Annotated in this window: 19 protein-coding genes; 12 read left to right on the top strand and 7 right to left on the bottom strand. The window is 61.9% G+C overall.

Translation table 11 applies throughout. The features are described 5' to 3' along the window. Window positions 1-33: 33 nt before the first annotated feature. From BLX42_RS19540 to aspA, 4 genes are all read right to left on the bottom strand, one after another. Entirely contained in the window at window positions 34-1,137 is a 1,104-nt protein-coding gene (locus tag BLX42_RS19540; RefSeq protein ID WP_046786832.1) for a polyamine ABC transporter substrate-binding protein, read from the bottom strand. Continuing rightward, window positions 1,137-2,180 (bottom strand): histone deacetylase family protein, encoded by a 1,044-nt coding sequence (locus BLX42_RS19535; RefSeq protein ID WP_161872421.1) that lies wholly within the window; start codon window positions 2,178-2,180, stop codon window positions 1,137-1,139. The genes BLX42_RS19540 and BLX42_RS19535 overlap by 1 nt, the downstream gene beginning before the upstream one ends. A gap of 111 nt (window positions 2,181-2,291) precedes the next feature. After that, the gene (locus BLX42_RS19530; RefSeq protein WP_161872420.1) at window positions 2,292-3,284 is read right to left on the bottom strand and encodes an AraC family transcriptional regulator; all 993 of its coding nucleotides are present in this window, start codon (window positions 3,282-3,284) and stop codon (window positions 2,292-2,294) included. Between the two features lie 157 nt (window positions 3,285-3,441). Continuing rightward, a complete protein-coding gene (aspA, locus tag BLX42_RS19525) occupies window positions 3,442-4,866 on the bottom strand; it encodes an aspartate ammonia-lyase (RefSeq protein ID WP_042111854.1) in 1,425 nt (474 codons plus the stop codon). A gap of 182 nt (window positions 4,867-5,048) precedes the next feature. Here aspA and BLX42_RS19520 point away from each other — a divergent pair, with 182 nt between their 5' ends. Then, the gene (locus tag BLX42_RS19520) at window positions 5,049-5,966 is read left to right on the top strand and encodes a LysR substrate-binding domain-containing protein (protein ID WP_046786835.1); all 918 of its coding nucleotides are present in this window, start codon (window positions 5,049-5,051) and stop codon (window positions 5,964-5,966) included. On the opposite strand, the gene BLX42_RS19515 is transcribed toward BLX42_RS19520, so the two are convergent. Beyond that, a complete protein-coding gene (locus tag BLX42_RS19515; protein WP_046786836.1) occupies window positions 5,958-6,578 on the bottom strand; it encodes a hypothetical protein in 621 nt (206 codons plus the stop codon). The genes BLX42_RS19520 and BLX42_RS19515 overlap by 9 nt on opposite strands. 271 nt (window positions 6,579-6,849) lie before the next feature. On the opposite strand from BLX42_RS19515, the gene purE reads away from it, so the two are divergent. The 4 genes from purE (at window position 6,850) to BLX42_RS19495 (ending at window position 9,370) form a co-directional block, all read left to right on the top strand. Further along, window positions 6,850-7,341 (top strand): 5-(carboxyamino)imidazole ribonucleotide mutase, encoded by a 492-nt coding sequence (gene purE / locus BLX42_RS19510; RefSeq protein WP_003253304.1) that lies wholly within the window; start codon window positions 6,850-6,852, stop codon window positions 7,339-7,341. 10 nt (window positions 7,342-7,351) lie between these two features. Continuing rightward, window positions 7,352-8,434, top strand: coding sequence for a 5-(carboxyamino)imidazole ribonucleotide synthase (locus BLX42_RS19505; protein ID WP_046786838.1), 1,083 nt, complete (start codon window positions 7,352-7,354; stop codon window positions 8,432-8,434). A 108-nt stretch (window positions 8,435-8,542) separates the two neighbouring features. Beyond that, complete coding sequence (locus tag BLX42_RS19500) at window positions 8,543-8,788, top strand: GlsB/YeaQ/YmgE family stress response membrane protein (RefSeq protein ID WP_046786839.1); 246 nt, start codon at window positions 8,543-8,545, stop codon at window positions 8,786-8,788. Between the two features lie 48 nt (window positions 8,789-8,836). Then, complete coding sequence (locus BLX42_RS19495; protein ID WP_371316821.1) at window positions 8,837-9,370, top strand: DUF3299 domain-containing protein; 534 nt, start codon at window positions 8,837-8,839, stop codon at window positions 9,368-9,370. A gap of 82 nt (window positions 9,371-9,452) precedes the next feature. Here BLX42_RS19495 and BLX42_RS19490 read toward each other — a convergent pair whose 3' ends face one another. Beyond that, a complete protein-coding gene (locus BLX42_RS19490) occupies window positions 9,453-10,349 on the bottom strand; it encodes a D-hexose-6-phosphate mutarotase (protein WP_161872419.1) in 897 nt (298 codons plus the stop codon). A 71-nt stretch (window positions 10,350-10,420) separates the two neighbouring features. Continuing rightward, window positions 10,421-10,819 (bottom strand): acyl-CoA thioesterase, encoded by a 399-nt coding sequence (locus tag BLX42_RS19485; RefSeq protein WP_003253317.1) that lies wholly within the window; start codon window positions 10,817-10,819, stop codon window positions 10,421-10,423. A 357-nt stretch (window positions 10,820-11,176) separates the two neighbouring features. Here BLX42_RS19485 and BLX42_RS19480 point away from each other — a divergent pair, with 357 nt between their 5' ends. The 7 genes from BLX42_RS19480 to BLX42_RS19450 all read left to right on the top strand — a co-directional run bounded on the left by BLX42_RS19480 (window position 11,177) and on the right by BLX42_RS19450 (window position 20,651). Then, window positions 11,177-12,466: an MFS transporter gene (locus BLX42_RS19480; RefSeq protein WP_046786842.1), complete on the top strand. Its 1,290-nt coding sequence runs from the start codon at window positions 11,177-11,179 to the stop codon at window positions 12,464-12,466. Window positions 12,467-12,631: 165 nt separating this feature from the next. After that, the gene (locus BLX42_RS19475) at window positions 12,632-13,630 is read left to right on the top strand and encodes a phosphate ABC transporter substrate-binding protein PstS (RefSeq protein ID WP_012312096.1); all 999 of its coding nucleotides are present in this window, start codon (window positions 12,632-12,634) and stop codon (window positions 13,628-13,630) included. 138 nt (window positions 13,631-13,768) lie between these two features. After that, window positions 13,769-16,057: an ABC transporter permease subunit gene (locus BLX42_RS19470; protein ID WP_161872418.1), complete on the top strand. Its 2,289-nt coding sequence runs from the start codon at window positions 13,769-13,771 to the stop codon at window positions 16,055-16,057. 17 nt (window positions 16,058-16,074) lie between these two features. Then, window positions 16,075-17,745, top strand: a complete 1,671-nt coding sequence (gene pstA / locus BLX42_RS19465; RefSeq protein ID WP_119688039.1) for a phosphate ABC transporter permease PstA — start codon at window positions 16,075-16,077, stop codon at window positions 17,743-17,745. A 102-nt stretch (window positions 17,746-17,847) separates the two neighbouring features. Beyond that, on the top strand, window positions 17,848-18,681 hold the full coding sequence (gene pstB / locus BLX42_RS19460) for a phosphate ABC transporter ATP-binding protein PstB (RefSeq protein ID WP_012312099.1): 834 nt from the start codon (window positions 17,848-17,850) through the stop codon (window positions 18,679-18,681). A gap of 131 nt (window positions 18,682-18,812) precedes the next feature. After that, entirely contained in the window at window positions 18,813-19,583 is a 771-nt protein-coding gene (gene phoU / locus BLX42_RS19455; protein ID WP_012312100.1) for a phosphate signaling complex protein PhoU, read from the top strand. A 165-nt stretch (window positions 19,584-19,748) separates the two neighbouring features. Continuing rightward, window positions 19,749-20,651, top strand: a complete 903-nt coding sequence (locus BLX42_RS19450) for a response regulator (RefSeq protein WP_046786845.1) — start codon at window positions 19,749-19,751, stop codon at window positions 20,649-20,651. Window positions 20,652-20,867: the final 216 nt, after the last annotated feature.

Below are 20,867 nucleotides of genomic sequence, written 5' to 3'. Positions count from 1 at the left end.
TGCAGGAGCGCGCGGTCCTGTTGCAAGACGGTATCAAGTCCCGGACTTGATCCTGGTCCAGGCCCGCGTCCGCGCCCGCTCTGCCTCACGCGTCAAAGGCTTGAGCGTATACAGCTTGGCCATCGCCTCCGCCGTTGGATACAGGTTGGGGTTGTTGCGGATCGCTGGGCTGACCTTTTCCGTCGCATCCTTGTTCGGGTTCGGGTAGCCGACAAAGTCGCTGATCGGCGCAATCACCTCTGGGCGCAGCAGGTAGTTGATGAACGTATGCGCATCCTCCGGGTTGGCGGCGCCCTTCGGAATCGCCAGCATGTCGAACCAGATCGGCGCGCCCTCCTTGGGCAGGCGCATGTCCACCACCACACCGTTCTTCGCATCCCGGGCGCGGTTTGCTGCCTGGGAGAAACTGCCGGAATAACCAACGGCAACGCAGATGTCACCGTTGGCGATATCTGCCATGTACTTGGAAGAGTGGAAGTAGGTGATGTAGGGGCGGATCTTCTGCAGCAGAGCCTCGGCTTGCTTGTAGTCATCCGGCTTGCTGCTGTTGGGGTCCAGCCCCAGGTATTGCAACGCCAGCGGCAGGATCTCTGATGGCGAGTCGAGCAGCGCTACACCGCACTGCTTGAGCTTGGCGATGTTCTCTTCCTTGAAGAGCAGGTCCCAGCTGTCCACGGGGGCCTTGTCGCCCAGTACCGCCTTGACCTTGTCCGGGTTGAAGCCGATCAGCACCGTGCCGTACATGTAGGGCACGGCGAACTTGTTGCCTGGGTCGTTGGCCTCGATGAGCTTCATCAGTGCCGGGTCCAGGTGCTGCCAGTTCGGCAGCTTGCTGCGGTCCAGTGGCTGGAAGACTCCCGCCTCGATCTGCTTGGCGAGAAACACATTGGACGGCACTACCACGTCGTAGCCGGAGTTGCCTGTTAGCAGCTTCGCTTCCAAGGCTTCGTTGGTGTCGAAGATGTCGTAGACCAGCTTGACGCCGCTGTCCTTCTGGAAACCGGTCAAGGTTTGCGGGGTGATGTAATCGAACCAGTTGTAGACGCGCAAGGTGCGCTGTTCGGCTTGTGCCTGGACGGCGCCGGTGAACAGGGTGGCAGCTATGAGTGGGGCGAGCAGGCGCTTGAGTCGGGCCATTATCGGGCTCCTGGCTGGGCGAGCTGGAAACCTTCCAGCACATTGACCGCGTTGATACCGATTTCTTCCACAGCGTAGCCGCCTTCCATCACGAACAAGGTCGGCTTGCCGAGCTGGGCGATGCGTTTGCCCATCTCAAGATAGTCCGGGCTGTCCAGCTTGAACTGGGAGATAGGGTCATCCTTGAAGGTGTCCACGCCCAGAGAGATGACCAAAACGTCGGCATCGTAATCGGCGATGCGCCGGCAGGCGTCTTCCAGCGCGGCGCTCCAGGCTGCCCAGTCGCTGCCGGCAGGCAGCGGGTAATTGATGTTGCAGCCTTCGCCCGCGCCTGCGCCGGTTTCGTCCGCGTAGCCCAGGAAGAACGGGAACTCGTCTTGCGGGTCGCCGTGGATCGAGGCGAAGAACACGTCATCGCGCTGGTAGAAGATGTCCTGGGTGCCATTGCCATGGTGGTAATCGACGTCAAGGATGGCCACCTTGGCCCTGCCTTGGTCGAGGAAGGCCTGGGCAGCAATCGCGGCGTTGTTCAGGTAGCAGTAACCGCCCATGACCTCGGCGGCGGCGTGATGCCCTGGTGGGCGGCACAGGGCGAAGGCCGCATGGGCGCCTTGCTCGATTGCAGCTTGGGCGGTGAGGGCAACCTGTGCTGCGCTGTAGGCGGCCTGCCAGGTGCCTGCGGTGATGGGCGCGCCGGCATCGAAACTGTAGTAGCCCAACTCGCCATGCAGGCCGGTGGGTTTGACTTGGCGCAAGGTGCGTGCCGGCCAGGTGAAGGGCAACAAGTCACCCTCCTGACCCAGCGCGGCCCAACGTGCCCAGGCACCTTCGAAGAAGTCGAGATAGTCTGCGCTGTGGATGCGCTGCAGTGGTGCACGGCCAAAATCGGTCGGGGCCTGGACATCACCGAGGTTGCGCTTTTTCACCTGATCGAGCACATGGTCGGCGCGCGAAGGCATTTCGAAGCAGGGCATCAGCTTGCCGTCGATCAGCTCGCAGCGGCCGTGGTGCAGGCGGTGGTCATCGGAATAGATCGTCAGCATTGTTGTTCTCCGGTAGTACTGGCGTTGGCTCATTTTCACGGGCTGCCGGGCGCGGGAGAACGACGCAAACGGCCAAAAGGGGATCGATGTGGCCAAGCTCGCTGGCCTTGATCAACCTCGGAAATGGCTGGGCGCCACACCGCTCCAACGCTGGAAGGCATGCCGGAAGCTTGCCGTCTCACTGAACCCCAAACGCTCGGCAATTCGGTAGATAGGTATCTGCCCATCGGCCAGCAGTTGCTTGGCTCGCTCGAATCGCAGCTCATCGAGCAGCTGTTGATAACTGCTGCCCAGCGCCTGCAAGTGCCGGCGCAAGGTACGAGACGAGCAGTTCATCTGCCGCGCCAAGCCTTCCAGGCCGGGGGCAGCGTCCAGTTGCTGCAGCAGTAATTGGCGTATCCGCCCCAGCCAGGCCTGGCGCCCGGTGAATTCAAGGTTCAGGCGCCGGCAGCGCTCGCCCATGGCTTTGTGGGTGATCGGGTCGGCCAGGGGCAGTGGGGCGTCCAGCCAGCGCCGCTCGAAAGCAAAGGCGTTGTCCGGCGCGCCGAACCCGAGCGGGCACGGGAACGCATCGGTATAGCGGGCGTGATAGTCGGGCCGAGCATGTTCGAAACGCGCGCCGAGCAGCGGCAGCGGGCGGCCCAGCAGGTCGTCACATATGACTTTGAGCGACACCAGGCAGAACTCGGCATTGAAAGCGGCCAGCGCCGGGAGGTCGCGATATTCATCGGCGCTAAGCCAGATGCGCTGGCCATCGTCTATCAGGCGTAAGCGAAAGACTGTTCCCAGCAGTGCCGGATACTGCAAAGCAAGGCGCAAGGCGTCACCCAAAGTGGCACTGGAGAGCAGGGCGTAACCCAGCATGCCGTAGCACGACACATGCATGCGTCTGCCCAGCTCCAGGCCGATGTCTTCACGCCGTGCCACGGCGTTGGCGCATACCTGCAGCTCTTGCTGGGTAGTGATGCGCGCATCGGCATGGCCAAGGTCTGCCGGGCCTATACCGCTGCCAGCCAGCAGCGCCGTTGCCTCGCACCCCTGTTCCTGAAACAGGTTGAGGATCAGCGAAACCGCGTTGAGGGTGGTCAGGTGGCTGTGCAGCATGCTCGGCATTTCCGTGGGGCGGGGAGGCATTACAGAGCAAGTTGTGTGCCGGGATTTCGCGGGCGAAAAAAAGGGCCCGGAGCGTGCGCTCGGGCCCTTGAAAGGTCGAGAGGTGTCTAGTCCCTCAAACCTGGTGAGACTGTTTGCAGCAGCCGGGTTACGCCTTCAGCGGAACCAGACGTGGAGCGATCATGTTTTCCGGGCGCAGGATGTCGTTGAGCATCACTTCGTCCAGCAGCTGTTCTTCGCGCACCAGTTCCAGCACACCACGGCCTGTTTCCAGGGCTACGCGGGCGATACGGGTGGCGTTTTCGTAGCCGATGTAGGGGTTCAGGGCGGTGACCAGGCCGATCGAGTGCTCGACCAGTTCACGGCAGCGCTGTTCGTTGGCAGTGATGCCGACGATGCAGTGCTCGCGCAGCATGTCCATGGCACGCTGGAGCAGGCGGATCGAGTCGAAGATCTTGTAGGCGATCAGCGGCTCCATCACGTTCAGCTGCAGCTGGCCACCTTCGGCGGCGACGGTCAGGGCCAGGTCGTTGCCCATGATGGCGAAGGCAACCTGGTTGACGGCTTCCGGGATGACCGGGTTGACCTTGCCTGGCATGATCGAGCTGCCTGGCTGGCGCGCTGGCAGGTTGATCTCGTTGATGCCGGTGCGTGGGCCGCTGGACAGCAGGCGCAGGTCGTTGCAGATCTTCGACAGCTTGACCGCAGTACGCTTGAGCATGCCGGAGAACAGCACGAAGGCGCCCATGTCGGAGGTGGCTTCGATCAGGTCGGCAGCCGGTACCAGCGGCTGGCCGCTGATGGTCGCCAGGCGCTGTACGGCCAGGGCCTGGTAGCCAGGGTCGGCGTTGATGCCGGTGCCGATGGCGGTACCGCCCAGGTTGATTTCGGTCAGCAGTTCCGGGGCCAGCGAGCGCAGGCGCTGCAGGTCTTCGGTCATGGTGGTGGCGAAGGCGCGGAATTCCTGGCCCAGGGTCATCGGCACGGCGTCCTGCAGCTGGGTGCGGCCCATCTTCAGTACGTGGTCGAACTCTTTACCTTTGGCAGCGAAGGCCTGGATCAGGCTGTCGAGGCTGGCCAGCAGCGCGTCGTGGCCCAGCAGCAGGCCCAGACGGATGGCGGTCGGGTAAGCGTCGTTGGTCGACTGCGCCATGTTCACGTCGTTGTTCGGGTGCAGGTACTGGTACTCACCCTTCTGGTGGCCCATGGCCTCCAGTGCGACGTTGGCGATGACTTCGTTGGCGTTCATGTTGGTGGAAGTACCAGCGCCACCTTGAATCATGTCCACAACGAACTGGTCGTGGAAGTCACCGCGGATCAGGCGGGCGCAGGCCTCGCTGATGGCGGCGTGCTTGGCATCGCTCAGGTGCCCCAGCTCGCGGTTGGCGTCGGCAGCGGCCTGCTTGACCATGGCAAGTGCCACGACCAGCTTCGGGTAGTGCGACAGCGGAACACCGGAGAGATGGAAGTTGTTGGCAGCGCGCAGAGTCTGGATGCCGTAGTAGGCATCGGCAGGGACTTCAAGGGTACCAAGCAGATCTTTTTCGACGCGGAACGATGCAGCGGAGGACATGATGGATATCATCTCGATTTTGACCCGGCACATGCCGGAATGGCGCCAATCCTAGGCCTTAAGGGGATTTTGCGGCCAATGCTGTTGCACGCTAACCTATGCACAAACGGCATAGTGTTTGATGTGACGCCAATTGACATTCGAGCGTGTTCCATTTTGGTGCATGCCGGGAGATTCGCTTAGTGAACCTAGAAAGCAAATGGCTGGAAGACTTCAGTGCGCTGGCCGCCACCCGTAGTTTTTCCCAGGCGGCGGAGCGCCGTTTCGTCACCCAGCCGGCGTTCAGCCGACGTATTCGTAGCCTGGAGGCGGCGCTTGGCCTGACGCTGGTGAATCGTTCCCGCACGCCCATCGAGCTGACGGCGGCTGGTCAACTTTTTCTGGTTACAGCGCGCACAGTTGTCGACCAGTTGAGCGAAGTTCTACGCCATTTGCATCATCTTGAAGGTGGCCAGGGCGAGGTGATCCAGGTGGCGGCGGCGCACTCGCTGGCATCTGGCTTTTTCCCTCGCTGGGTTGCACAACTGCGCAACGATGGTTTGAACATCGCCACACGGCTGGTAGCCACCAACGTCGGTGATGCTGTGCATGCCTTGCGCGAAGGCGGCTGCGATTTGATGCTGGCTTTCTATGACCCGGATGCGGCGCTGCAGATGGACGCCGAAATTTTCCCGTCGCTGCACATGGGGACCACCGAAATGCTTCCCGTCTGCGCCGTGGGGGCCGATGGAAAGCCGATGTTCGACCTTGAGGGCGATGCCAGCGTGCCGTTGCTTGCTTACAGTGCTGGCGCCTTCCTTGGCCGCTCTGTGAGCCTGCTGCTGCGCCAGCGCAATTTGCGCTACACCACGGTGTATGAGACAGCCATGGCCGACAGTTTGAAGAGCATGGCGTTGGAAGGCATGGGCGTTGCCTGGGTGCCCCGGCTTTCAATGCGTGGCGAACTGGAGCGTGGCGAGTTGGCCATCTGCGGAGGGGCCCAGTGGCATGTGCCACTGGAAATCCGCTTGTATCGCTGTGCATTGGTGCGCAAGGCCAACGTGCGCCTGCTCTGGCGCAAGCTCGAGTCCGCTGGTGCTCAAGGTGAAGGCTCAGTGTGAGTTGTACTTGAGGTAGTCGGCGATGTTCGCCCGGTTCTTGTCGCTGTACCGGTAGCAGTTCGATCGGGCCGGAATTCGGGGGTGTGTGTAGGTTTCGCACACCCATCCGTTGAACTTCAGTTCGGCGTCTTCATGCGTGGCGGAAAGCAGATGGCCGATTTCATGGGCGGCGCTGCTGTAAGCGGCCAATGAGGCGATGGCGGTGTTCTGTTTGAAGTACGCCAGGCCCGCATTGTAGTTAAGCCCGCTGTGGTCATAGCTGTTGCGCGTCATCAGCAGGTGCTTGTTCATGAACGAGAAGGGGTGGTTCGAGGTCAGTTCAAGCACTCCTTGGGTGAACGCCTCAAGAATCTGACTCGATGGCACGCCTTGATAATCAATATCGGTGATGCCGGGCACGTTGCGTCGCAAGATCAGTTCCGTGGGGTGGGAGGTGAAACTGCGCATCTCATCGAGCCAGTGCTGAAAGTAATCGTTGTGCAATTGCTCGTCGCTGATGCTGGCCAGTTCGTCGTGAAGGTAAACGGTCACAACCAGCGACTTGGCCGCTACTGCGCAAGGCAGCTGCAGGGACAGCAGGAGGCTGAAAAAGAACGCGAGGGTCTTGGGCATGGCGATTCTCCAAGGAGATTGAAATTGGCGGGCGCAATCGTCACCACCCGGGCTGCCTTTCGGCAGTCGGAAAAAGTTGTCCCACGAGACAGCTTGCCCTTTGATCCGACATGTGCTTGTAGGGGTGGGCGGGCCGACTTGAAATACGCTACAATCCCGCGCCTTCGGCCGACCCGGTCGATTCAGAATCCGTATGACAAGCCACGCCGGTCCACCTGCGTGGCTTGTTGCTTTTAGCGCGCCAGAAGGCGCTTGCAGGAGAGGCTCGACGATGAGTGCACTGGTTGGCGTGATCATGGGCTCCAAGTCCGATTGGTCCACCCTTAGCCACACCGCCGATATGCTGGAAAAACTCGGCATTCCCTACGAAGTGAAGGTGGTTTCCGCCCACCGCACCCCGGATCTGCTGTTCCAGTACGCTGAAGAAGCCGAAGGGCGCGGCATCGAGGTGATCATCGCCGGCGCTGGTGGCGCTGCGCACCTGCCTGGCATGTGCGCCGCCAAGACCCACCTGCCGGTGCTGGGTGTGCCGGTACAGTCGTCGATGTTGTCGGGTGTCGACTCGCTGCTGTCGATCGTGCAGATGCCTGCCGGCGTACCGGTTGCCACCCTGGCCATCGGCCGTGCCGGCGCGGTCAACGCCGCGCTGCTGTCGGCGAGCATCCTCGGTGCCAAATACCCGCAGTATCACGCGGCGCTCAAGCAGTTCCGCACCGAGCAGACCGACACTGTGCTGGACAATCCAGACCCACGTCAGGCTTGAGGCTGAACCCATGAAGATCGGTGTTATCGGTGGCGGCCAGCTGGGCCGCATGCTGGCTCTGGCGGGCACCCCGCTGGGCATGAACTTCGCCTTCCTCGACCCGGCGCCGGACGCCTGCGCGGCGCCACTTGGCGAGCACCTGCGTGCCGACTACGGCGACCAGGACCACCTGCGCCAGCTGGCAGACGAAGTCGACCTGGTGACCTTCGAGTTCGAAAGCGTCCCGGCCGAGACCGTCGCCTTCCTCTCGCAGTTCGTCCCGGTGTACCCGAGCGCCGAAGCGCTGCGCATCGCCCGCGACCGCCTGTTCGAGAAGAGCATGTTCCGCGACCTGGGCATTCCAACCCCGGCCTTCGCCGACATCCTCTCGCAGGCCGACCTTGATGCGGCGGTGGCCAGCATCGGCCTGCCGGCCGTGCTCAAGACCCGGACCCTGGGTTACGACGGCAAGGGCCAGAAGGTTCTGCGCACCCCTGAAGATGTGGTGGGTACCTTTGCCGAGCTGGGCAGCGTGCCGTGCCTGCTGGAAGGCTTCGTGCCGTTCACTGGCGAAGTGTCCCTGGTGGCCGTGCGAGCACGCGATGGCGAAACCCGCTTCTACCCGTTGGTGCACAACACCCACGAGAGCGGCATCCTGCGCCTGTCCGTGGCAAGCCAGGCGCACCCTCTGCAGGGCCTGGCCGAAGATTATGTCGGCCGTGTGCTCAAGCAGCTGGACTATGTGGGTGTGATGGCCTTCGAGTTCTTTGAAGTCGACGGTGGCCTCAAGGCCAACGAGATCGCGCCGCGTGTGCACAACTCCGGGCACTGGACCATCGAAGGCGCCGAGTGCAGCCAGTTCGAAAACCACCTGCGCGCCGTTGCCGGCCTGCCGCTGGGTTCGACTGCCAAGGTTGGCGAGAGCGCCATGCTCAACTTTATCGGTGAAGTGCCGGCAGTGGACAAGGTCATCGCCATCGATGACTGCCACCTGCATCACTATGGCAAGGCCTTCAAGGCCGGGCGCAAGGTAGGCCACGCCACCTTGCGTTGCCAGGACATGGCCACCCTCGAGCGCAAGATTGCCGAAGTAGAGGCCCTGATCAGCAACTGATCGGGCATCTGATCGAACTTCTGCAAGCGGTTCGCCCTCTGAAATGGCAACAAGCCAAAGCGCTGTCTAGGCTTTGGCTTGCTCCATCTTCACTGCAGAGGGATTGCCATGGGTATCATTGGAACTATCTTCATCGGCCTCATCGTTGGTCTGCTGGCGCGCTTCATCAAGCCCGGCGACGACAGCATGGGCTGGATCATGACCATCCTGCTGGGTATTGCCGGCTCCTTGATCGCCACGTATGGCGGCCAGGCGCTGGGTATTTACCAGGCCGGGCAGGCAGCGGGCTTCTTCGGCGCGCTGGTGGGTGCCATCGTCCTTCTGGTGATCTACGGATTCATCAAGAAACGCTGAATACTGGTTAGAATGCCCGGCAATTCATCCGAGTTGCCGAGCATCTTCATGCGTGCGTTATTCCTCATCCCCATGCTCCTGGCCAGCTCCCTGGCCCATGCCGAACTGCCTGAAACCGACTGGCTCGAGCTGATGCCCAAGTCGGACCAGAAAGCCCTCGAGCAAATGCCCGAGATCGACCACAACTCGCCGGAGGCGATGGGTACCTTCACCGACAAGGGCGGCTTGAAGCAAAGCAAGGGCCTGCCGGCGGTGATGTACTCGACCAAGACCGTGGCCGCCATGAACGGCAAGGAAATTCGTCTCGGTGGTTACCCCGTGCCGCTTGAAAGCGATGCCAAGGGCAACAGCACGCTGTTCTTCTTGGTGCCGTACCCGGGCGCCTGCATCCATGTACCGCCGCCGCCACCCAACCAGCTGGTGCTGGTGCGCTATCCGAAGGGCTTGAAGATCGATGACATCTACACGCCGTTGTGGGTCAGCGGGACGTTGAAGGTGGAAAAGGTCAGCAACGACCTGGCCGATGCGGCGTATGCGCTGGAAGCCGGGAAGGTAAGGGTAGTGGAGGACGCTGACCTGTGAAGGGGCTGCTCCTGCAGGTATGCGCGATCTCTGAGCGGCCTTGTGTCGCGAAAGGACCGCACAGCGGTCCCAGGCAGTTGAATCAAAGCGCTACGCTGCCAATTGCCACTTGCAGGGAATGAACCGCCCCAGGTTTCAACTCCACCACATCGTCCCAGACATTCGCCGTCTCGATGCACAGCATCCGCTGCCAGCCATCATCGGCCATGTCAGGCAATTCCCGGGCTCTGTCGGTCCATGGGTTCCAGATCACCGCTGAACGTGAACCGCTGCTGGTCAGGGTAATGCGCCGGTTCCAGTGCGGGTCGACAATGCTCAGTTGCGCAGGCGTATTCAGGTAGATGCGATCGGTCTCACCGGTGAACGTCAGCGCACCCTGCTGCTGGCGCTGTTCCCAGTCAGCCAGGGTCTCGATGTAGCCCAGCCCGTCGACACCCTCGACACGCGCCTGACGCACATCGCTGACGGCAAAGTAGCTGTGCAGGGCCTGGCTGATGGTGACAGGGGTATTGCCCCTGTTACGGCTGGTGAGGGTCAGTTCAAGCGTATCCCCCATGACGATCAGCAGCTTCAGCTCCACATCATGCGGCCACTCCGGCAGATCGCCCTGGGCCTCCGGCAGTTCGAATTCGATGCGCAGCGCGCTGGCTGCCTCTTCGATGCCCAACAGTTGCCAGTCACGTGTGCGGGCCAACCCATGGGCGGGAGCCTGCGTGCCACGGTACATGCCCTGAACGGATTCGGGGTTGCGCTGCAGGTTGCCGAACCACGGCCAGCACACCGGCACACCTGCGCGCACCGACTTACCCTGACGGAACATGGCCTGGTCACTCAGCCACAGCAGCGGCGGCTCGCCAATGTGCTGGTAGCTGAGGATCTGTGCACCCTGCTGGGCGATCAGCAGTTCGGCACGGTCGCTGGTGATACGCCAGCAGTTGAGTTCGCCGTGTTGCTCGGTTACGACCTGGAAGGTAGCCATTGCGCTCGTCTCATTGATTGCCTGTGGGCCTTGGACCCGGTGCCTTGCAATGAGTTTACCGCTCGTATGGCTTAGCGACGAGGCACCGAGCGGGTGCGGCCGCTGCCATCGATGGCGACGAAGACGAACACTGCTTCAGTCACCTTGCGCCATTCGCTGGACAGCGGGTCGTCGCTCCACACTTCGACCATCATCTGGATCGAGCTGCGGCCGATTTCCAGCGTCTGGGTATAGAACGACAGTTGTGCGCCCACGGCCACAGGCACCAGGAAGGCCATGCGGTCAATGGCCACTGTTGCCACCCGGCCGCCCGCGACGCGGCTCGCCATGGCAGTGCCTGCCAGGTCCATCTGGGCGACCAGCCAGCCGCCAAAGATGTCGCCAAAACCGTTGGTTTCGCGGGGCAACGCAGTGATTTGCAGGGCCAGGTCGCCTTGCGGGATAGGATCTTCTTGTTCGAGCTCAATCATGCGGTGGGGCCTCTGACCCGTGACGCTTTCGTTGGTGTGGCGCAAAGGCCGAGTAAACGATTCAGCTTGAAACATACTACGCCGATTTCGTTTCGCTGGACGGCCGTAGGGAAATTCTGCGAAACCGCCTGACTTAAAAGACCGGCGTTTTCGCACAACATCCCACCGTGGCGGCAACGTTTTCCTACGAACGGGCAGTATATATAGCCAAACGCTCAGCGACGACCGTGCAGTCATGAATATCTGTATGGATTTTGTATCGCTTTCAGCACGCCCCGGCAATTTGCTATCTTCGCCTGTCACCGCCAGAAGCCGCGTGCCAAGCGGCCTGCATGCCCTACAAGAGAAGAACAAGCAATGACCTCCGTGCCGAGCAGTATCGAGCAGCCCTCGCGGCCGCTGACCCGCAGTGACTACAAGACCCTCTCACTGTCCGCGCTAGGCGGAGCCCTTGAGTTCTACGACTTCATCATTTTCGTGTTTTTCGCCACGGTGGTCGGCAAGCTGTTCTTCCCGGCCGACATGCCCGAGTGGCTGCGTCTGATGCAGACCTTCGGCATTTTCGCCGCCGGCTACCTGGCCCGGCCGCTGGGCGGCATCATCATGGCCCACTTCGGCGACCTGCTCGGGCGCAAGAAGATGTTCACCCTGAGCATCTTCATGATGGCCCTGCCAACGCTGATCATGGGTTTGCTGCCGACCTATGCACAGATCGGCCTATGGGCACCGATACTGTTGCTGCTGATGCGCGTGATCCAGGGGGCGGCGATCGGGGGCGAAGTACCTGGCGCCTGGGTGTTCGTGTCCGAGCATGTGCCAGCGCGCAACACCGGCTATGCCTGCGGCACCCTGACCGCCGGCCTGACCGCTGGCATCCTGCTTGGCTCGCTGGTGGCGACGCTGATCAACACGGCCTACAGCGTTGAAGAAGTCGCCGACTACGCCTGGCGTATCCCGTTCCTGCTTGGCGGTGTGTTCGGCCTGTTCTCGGTGTACCTGCGCCGCTGGCTGCACGAAACGCCGGTATTCGCCGAGATGCAGCAGCGCAAGGCGCTTGCCGAAGAGCTGCCGCTGCGGGCCGTGCTGCGTGATCACCGCGGGCCGATCATCCTGTCGATGCTGCTGACCTGGATGCTTTCTGCCGGCATCGTAGTGGTCATCCTGATGACACCGGCGTTGTTGCAGAGCATCTACCACATCAGCCCCACCGACTCGCTCAAGGCCAACAGCCTGGCGATCGTGCTGCTTAGCCTTGGCTGCATCGGCTCCGGCAGCCTGGCCGACCGCTTTGGTGCCGGCCGCGTCTTCGTGATCGGCAGCCTGTTGCTGCTGGTGACGTCCTGGACCTTCTACCACAGCCTGCCGACCCACCCGCAACTGCTGTTCCCGCTGTATGCCATCACCGGCCTGTGCGTAGGCGTGATCGGCGCGGTGCCCTATGTGATGGTCAAGGCGTTCCCGGCGGCGGTGCGCTTCAGCGGCCTGTCGTTCTCCTACAACGTGGCCTACGCCATTTTCGGCGGCTTGACGCCGATGGTGGTGACTGCGCTGCTCAAGGTCAGCCCGATGGCGCCTGCTTATTACGTAGCGGGCCTGTGCGCCGTCGGTCTGGTTGTCGGGCTGTATTTGCTGTCGAAAAAACGCTGATATCGCTCTAGCCCCTGCCCCTGCAACATTTTGAAAGGCCATCCTGGGTATCCAGTGATGGCCTTTCATCCAATTGTCATATTGGAGTCATATCGTATTCATGCGGCCTGCAGATACTTGGGCCCGATCCATCCAACATCCCAATATTCCTGCTAGGAGCAAGGCATGAAACTGAAGCGTTTGATGGCGGCCCTCACCTTTGCCGCCGCTGGCGTTGCAACCGCCAACGCGGTAGCCGCCGTCGACCCTGCGATCCCGACCTACACCAAGACTACCGGTGTTTCGGGCAACCTCTCCAGCGTCGGTTCCGACACCCTCGCGAACCTCATGACTCTGTGGGCCGAGGCCTACAAGAAGGAATATCCGAACGTCAACATCCAGATCCAGGCTGCTGGCTCCTCCACCGCGCCACCCGCGCTGACCGAAGGCACCGCCAACCTTGGCCCGATGAGCCGCAAGATGAAGGACGTCGAGCTGCAGGCCTTCGAGCAGAAGTATGGCTACAAGCCGACCGCCATCCCGGTCGCCGTCGACGCCCTGGCCGTGTTCGTACACAAGGACAACCCGATCAAGGGCCTGACCATGGCTCAGGTCGACGCGATCTTCTCTTCCACTCGCCTGTGCGGCGCCAAGGCCGACGTCAAGACCTGGGGCGACCTGGGCGTGACCGGCGATCTGGCCAACAAGCCAGTTCAGCTGTTCGGCCGTAACTCGGTATCGGGTACCTACGGTTACTTCAAGGAAGAAGCCCTGTGCAAAGGCGACTTCAAGCCTAACGTCAACGAACAGCCCGGCTCGGCGTCGGTCGTGCAGTCGATCAGCTCCTCGTTGAACGGCATCGGCTATTCGGGCATCGGCTACAAGACTGCCAGCGTCAAGACCGTAGGTCTGGCCAAGAAGGAAGGCGGCGAGTTCATCGAAGACAACGAAGCCAATGCCCTGAACGGTACCTACCCGCTGTCGCGCTTCCTGTACGTCTACGTCAACAAGGCCCCGAACAAGCCTCTGGCCCCGCTGGAAGCCGAGTTCGTCAAGCTGGTGCTGTCGCAGGCTGGCCAGCAGGTCGTGGTGAAGGACGGCTACATTCCGCTGCCGGCCAAGGTGGTCGACAAGACCCTGGCTGACCTGGGCCTGTCCCACGCCGGTAACGTTGCAAAGAAGTAAGTAACTGAGGAAAAGGCCGGCACTGAAGCCGGCCTTTTCCACGAATTCTCGGTCCGAAGCCAGGGCTCCTGAGCGGCGGGCTTTTTTGCGTCAACGCACTGTCATGTTTTTGTCATACGGGACCGCTAGGGTGTGCGCATGAATGATCTGGCCAACTCCACCATGACCCAAAAATCCCCTCCCGAGCGGATTGATTTCAATACGCCCGAGTTGCAACGCAAGCGCCGCATGCGCGCGCTCAAGGACCGCCTGACCCGCTGGTATGTACTGGTGGGCGGGCTTGCCGTGCTGGCAGCCATCACGCTGATCTTCTTCTATCTGGCCTATGTGGTGCTGCCGCTGTTCCAGGGCGCCGAGCTGACCAGCAAGAAGGCCTTGGAGCCGACCTGGCTGCAGCAGGATGCCGGCAAGCCGCTGATGATCGCGCTCGAAGAGCAGAACCTGGTCGGCATGCGCGTCTCGGACAAGGGGCAGGCACTGTTCTTCGATACCAAGACTGGTAACGAGCTCAACCGCGTCGACCTGCCGCTGCCGGCAGGCACCCAGGTCAGCTCGATCAGCACCGACCAGCCGGGCAGCCCGCTGGTAGTGCTGGGCTTGTCCAATGGTCAGGCGCTGGTGTTCCACCACACCTATAAGATCACTTACCCGGACAACAAAAAGACCATCACCCCAGGCATCGACTACCCGTACGGCCAGGAGCCGTTCGTGTTGGATGAGCAGGGCCGCGCGCTGGAGCACGTCAGCGTCAACGTAAACGGCGATACCCTGATGCTGGCCGGTTCCACCGGCGCGCACCTGCAGGTGGTCGAGCTGACGCGCACCGAAAACCTGATGACCGAAGAGGTCACCACCGAGCAGAGCCGCATCGAGCTGCCGCAAATGACCGAGGTGGTGAAGAACATCTTCATCGACCCGCGCCAGCAGTGGCTGTACGTGATCAACGGCCGAGCCACCGCGGATGTCTTCAGCCTGCGCGACAAGAGCCTCAATGGCCGCTACAAGCTGTCCGAGAGCGCTGACACCGAGATCACCGCCACCGCGCAACTGGTCGGCGGCATCTCGCTGATCATCGGTGACTCCAAAGGTGGCCTGGCCCAATGGTTCATGGCCCGTGACCCGGATGGCGAATCGCGTTTCAAGCAGATCCGTACCTTCCAGATGGGCAAGGCGCCGATCGTCCAGATCGACGCCGAAGAGCGCCGCAAGGGCTTCGTCGCCCTGGACGCCGAAGGCAAGCTGGGCGTCTTCCACAGCACCGCGCACCGCACCCTGCTGGTCGAGCCTGCTGCCGAAGGCCCGGGTATCCTGGCCCTGTCGCCGCGTGCCAACCGTATCTTCATCGAAGAGGGCGGCAAGCTGCTGCCACTGAACCTGAAGAACCCGCACCCGGAAATTTCCTTCAGCGCACTGTGGGGCAAGGTCTGGTACGAGAACTACGACGAGCCCAAGTACGTCTGGCAGTCGACGGCTTCGAACACCGACTTCGAGCCTAAGCTGAGCCTGTCGCCCCTGACCTTCGGTACCCTCAAGGCCGCCTTCTACGCGATGATCCTGGCGGCTCCGCTGGCCATTGCCGCAGCTATCTACACCGCTTACTTCATGGCCCCGGGCATGCGCCGCAAGGTCAAGCCGGTGATCGAACTGATGGAAGCGATGCCGACGGTGATCCTCGGCTTCTTCGCTGGCCTGTTCCTCGCGCCGTACCTGGAAGGGCACCTGCCGGGTGTGTTCAGCCTGTTCCTGCTGATGCCGTTCGGCATCCTGCTGGCGGGCTTCACCTGGAGCCGCCTGCCAGAGTCGATTCGCCTGCGCGTTCCGGATGGTTGGGAAGCCGCCATCCTGATCCCGGTGATCCTGTTCACCGGCTGGTTCGCCCTGACCATGAGCCCGTACCTGGAAACCTGGTTCTTCGGCGGCGACATGCGCCTGTGGATCACCAATGACCTGGGTATCACCTACGACCAGCGCAACGCCCTGGTAGTGGGTATCGCCATGGGCTTTGCGGTCATCCCGAACATCTACTCGATCGCCGAAGACGCCGTGTTCAGCGTGCCGCGCAGCCTGACCCTGGGCTCCCTGGCCCTGGGTGCGACGCCGTGGCAGACCTTGACTCGCGTGGTCATCCTCACTGCCAGCCCGGGTATCTTCTCGGCGCTGATGATCGGCATGGGCCGAGCGGTGGGCGAGACCATGATCGTGCTCATGGCCACCGGCAACACCCCGGTGATGGAGATGAACCTGTTCGAAGGCATGCGTACCTTGGCCGCCAACGTGGCGGTGGAGATGCCCGAATCCGAAGTCGGCGGCAGCCATTACCGTGTGCTGTTCCTCGCCGCTCTCGTGCTGCTGATGTTCACCTTCATCATGAACACCTTGGCCGAGCTGATTCGCCAGCGTCTGCGCAAGAAATACTCGTCGCTTTGATAGAAAGGTAGAGATCCGTGAAAAAGGATTCCCTCAAAGGCTGGTTCAAGAGCGGCGCCCCAGGCGTCTGGATCAGCGGTGGCGCGGTCGCCATGGCGGTCATCATGACCGTCGGCCTGCTGGCCGTGATCGCTGTACGCGGCTTGGGCCACTTCTGGCCCGCCGACCTGGTCCAGGCCACCTACAAGGTGCCGGGCCAGGGTGACCACGTCATCGTCGGTGAAGTGGTTCAGAAAGAAGAAGTGCCCCGCGTCCGCCTCAAGGGTGCCGGCCTGCCGGTGCCGGACGAAGGCCCGGAGTTCATGACCCGTGAGCTGATCAAGGTGGGTAACCGTGACCTCAACGGCAGTGACTTCACCTGGGTGGTCGGTGAATGGTTGGTCGACGAGCAGCGCCCGGTCGACCTGATCGCCCTGGAGCGCCGCGAATGGGGCAACTTCTACGGCTACCTGGTGAGCGTCAAGGAACAAGGCCGCGTGGTCGCCGAGGGCGCTGGCGCCTGGAACGAGCTGCAGGCACGCCTGAAACGCGCCAACCAGCTCAACAGCGAGCTGCAGCAGCTTGAGAAAAAAGACATCGGTGCCATCAACCATGGCCTTGAGCGCCTGCGTCTGCATGGCCGCAAGCTGGAGCTGGAAGGCAAGCTGGACGCTACGGCCCAGGCCGACATGGATGCCGAACGTGCCGAGTTGAACAGCCGCTACAAGGCCATCGAAGACCGCCTCAGCAGCCTGCATCAGGCCTTCTCCCGCGACAGCCTGGTCGCTCGCGACGGCAACGGCCGCGAAGTGGAGATCAACCTGAGCAAGGTCGTGCACGCCATCCAGCCTAACGCCATGTCCGGCTTTACCAAGATGGGCACCTACTTCGCCAAGGTCTGGGAGTTCCTCAGCGACGATCCTCGTGAAGCCAACACCGAAGGCGGTATCTTCCCGGCCATTTTCGGTACCGTGATGATGACCCTGATCATGGCCGTGATCGTCACCCCGTTCGGCGTGCTGGCGGCGGTCTACTTGCGCGAATACGCCAAGCAAGGCCCGGTGACGCGCCTGATCCGCATCGCCGTGAACAACCTGGCGGGCGTTCCGGCCATCGTCTACGGCGTGTTCGGCCTGGGCTTCTTCGTCTATGTGCTGGGTGGTTCGATCGACCGTCTGTTCTTCCCCGAGTCGCTGCCGGCACCGACCCTGGGCACGCCAGGCCTGCTGTGGGCATCGCTGACCCTGGCGCTGCTGGCTGTGCCGGTGGTGATCGTGGCCACCGAGGAAGGCCTGGCGCGTATTCCACGCACCGTGCGTGAAGGCTCGCTGGCGCTTGGCGCGACCAAGGCCGAGACCCTGTGGAAAATCGTGCTGCCAATGGCCAGCCCGGCGATGATGACCGGCATGATCCTCGCCGTGGCCCGTGCCGCTGGTGAAGTGGCGCCGCTGATGTTGGTCGGCGTGGTCAAGCTGGCGCCGTCGTTGCCGCTGGACGGTAACTACCCGTACCTGCACCTGGACCAGAAGATCATGCACCTGGGCTTCCACATCTACGATGTCGGCTTCCAGAGCCCCAACGTCGAGGCCGCGCGGCCGTTGGTATACGCCACTGCGCTGCTGCTGGTGATGGTAATCGCCACCCTTAACCTCTCGGCGGTGTGGATCCGTAACCACCTGCGCGAGAAGTACAAGGCCCTCGACCACTGATTGATGCTTTAAGCCACAAGCGGCAAGCTCCAAGAGGAGTGCCGCTTTGCCCTAACTTGCAGCTTGCAGCTCAAAGCTTGCAGCTACAAACGGAGTGAGACCATGCAGCAAGAATCCCACACCCACGGCATCGACATGGCTGCCCTGGGCCGCGACAAGCAGAGCCTGCGCCTGGCCGAAGAGACCGTGGCCATCGAAGTACCCGGCCTGAGCCTGTATTACGGTGACAAGCAGGCGTTGTTCGATGTCAGCATGAACATCCCCAAGCAACGCGTGACGGCTTTCATCGGCCCGTCCGGCTGCGGCAAATCGACCCTGCTGCGCACCTTCAACCGCATGAACGACCTGGTTGACGGTTGCCGTGTCGAAGGCGCCATCAACCTGTACGGCAACAACATCTACCGCAAGGGCGAGGACGTGGCCGAGCTGCGCCGCCGCGTGGGCATGGTGTTCCAGAAGCCAAACCCGTTCCCCAAGACTATCTACGAGAACGTGGTGTATGGCCTGCGTATCCAGGGCATCAACAAGAAGCGCGTGCTGGACGAAGCGGTCGAGTGGGCACTGAAGGGCGCGGCCCTGTGGGAGGAGGTCAAGGACCGCCTGCATGACTCGGCGCTGGGCCTGTCCGGCGGCCAGCAGCAGCGTCTGGTGATCGCCCGTACCATCGCCGTCGAGCCTGAAGTGCTGCTGCTCGACGAGCCTTGCTCGGCACTGGACCCGATCTCGACGCTGAAGGTCGAAGAGCTGATCTACGAACTGAAATCCAAGTACACCATCGTTATCGTGACCCACAACATGCAACAGGCGGCCCGTGTTTCGGACTACACCGCGTTCATGTACATGGGCAAACTGGTCGAATTCGGTGATACCGACACCCTGTTCACCAACCCGGCGAAGAAGCAGACCGAAGACTACATCACCGGTCGCTACGGCTAACGGCGCTGTTGGGCGCGCCTGCGGGCTTTGAGCTTCAAGCTTCGAGCTTCAAGAAAAAGCAGCCAGCGCGGAGCCAGGAAACGACACGAACTACTTGAGGCTTGCAGCTTGCAGCTTCGCGGAGCTAAACGATGATCAACAAAGAAAGCCTGACGCACCACATTTCCCAGCAGTTCAACGCCGAACTCGAAGAGGTGCGCAGCCACCTCCTGGCCATGGGCGGGCTGGTCGAGAAACAGGTCAATGACGCGGTCACCGCGCTGATCGAGGCCGACTCGGGCCTGGCCCAGCAGGTGCGTGAAGTCGACGAGCAGATCAACCAGATGGAGCGCAACATCGACGAGGAGTGCGTGCGCATCCTCGCCCGTCGCCAGCCGGCGGCCTCCGACCTGCGCCTGATCATCAGCATTTCCAAGTCGGTGATCGACCTGGAGCGTATTGGTGACGAATCGACCAAGATCGCCCGCCGCGCCATCCAGTTGTGCGAAGAAGGCGAGTCGCCGCGCGGCTACGTCGAGGTGCGCCACATTGGCGACCAGGTGCGCAACATGGTGCGCGACGCACTGGATGCCTTCGCCCGCTTCGATGCCGACCTGGCTCTGTCGGTTGCCCAGTACGACAAGACCATCGACCGCGAGTACAAGACCGCCCTGCGTGAACTGGTGACCTACATGATGGAAGACCCGCGCTCGATCTCGCGGGTGCTGAGCGTCATCTGGGCCCTGCGTTCGCTGGAGCGTATCGGCGACCACGCGCGTAACATCTCGGAACTGGTGATCTACCTGGTGCGCGGTACCGATGTACGCCACATGGGCCTCAAGCGCATGAAAGCCGAAGTTCAGGGCACCGCTGGCGATGAGGCCGAAATTGCTAATGTTCCGGCTGAACCGGACGATAAATAAGATTGCTCCCGAGCATCGACGCCCGGCCTTCGCCGGGCGTTTTCGTTTGCGCTTGAGCAGTCAGCAGGCACCCGCGAACGATGCAAAGAAGTCCCGGCGTGATCCAGGTGTTGGCAAATGGCCACCAATCGGCGGTAGGCTAGTCGGGATTCAAGAGGAGTATCGATGAGTAAAGTCAATGTGCTGGTCGTGGATGACGCCCCGTTCATCCGTGATCTGGTGAGGAAGTGCCTGCGTAATGCCTTCCCGGGCATGGTCATCGAAGATGCGGTCAACGGCCGCAAGGCCATGGCCATGCTGGGCAAGGAAACCTTCGACCTTGTGCTGTGCGACTGGGAAATGCCCGAGATGTCCGGCCTTGAGCTGCTCACCTGGTGCCGCCAGCAGCCAGAAATGAAGAGCCTGCAGTTCATCATGGTGACCAGCCGCGGCGACAAGGAAAACGTCATCCAGGCCATTCAGGCGGGCGTCTCCGATTTTGTCGGCAAGCCGTTCACCAACGAGCAGTTGCTGACCAAGGTGAAGAAAGCCCTGACCAAGATCGGCAAGCTTGAAAGCTTGGTCGCCGGTGGCCAGGCGCGAGTGAATTCGGCGTTCGCCAACGATTCGCTGAGCGCGCTGACCGGGGGCAAACCTGAAGCGGTCAAGGCCGCGCCTGCTGCGGCTGCGCCGGCCAAGCCGTTGATCAACGCACCGAAACCGCAGACGGCCGCCGCAGCCGCTGCGCAGACCGGGCGTGGACAAGGCCAGCTGCGCCTTTCCAGTGGTACTCAGCCTTGTGTGATCAAGGCGCTGAGCCTTAAGGAGGCGTTGCTGGTGGTACGTCGCAGTGCAGTGCTGCCACAGGTGCTCGAAGGCGCTGTACTGGACCTTGAGCAGGGCGAGAGCGCTGAAGTTGCCCGCCTGAACGGTTACCTGCATGCCATTGCGGCATTGGAGCCGAAACCTGAAAGCGACTGGCTGCAACTGACCTTCAAATTCGTCGACCAGGATGCACAGAAGCTCGACTACCTGTCGCGGCTGATTGCCCGCGGCACCACGCAGAAGCACTTCACCCCCGGCGCCTAGTTTCGTCGTACTCCGATCCTGTAGGGGCGGCCTTGCGTCCGCGAAAGCGCTGTACAGCGTCCCCCGTTTTGCAGCGCGGCAAGCATGGCTGGGGCTGCGCTGCAGCCCTTTCGCGACGCAAGGCCGCTCCTACAGGGCTGCGGCGGTCTTCCGACCAACTGTCATACCGCTCCCAGATCCCACTGCTAGGCTTCGACAGAACATCACTGTCAAAAA

This window comes from Pseudomonas sp. SG-MS2, from assembly GCF_009933855.1.
GTDB classification, from domain to species: domain Bacteria; phylum Pseudomonadota; class Gammaproteobacteria; order Pseudomonadales; family Pseudomonadaceae; genus Aquipseudomonas; species Aquipseudomonas putida_E.
The sequence above is the reverse complement of the archived record's forward strand: the minus strand, read 5'-3'. Positions and strand labels throughout refer to the sequence as shown.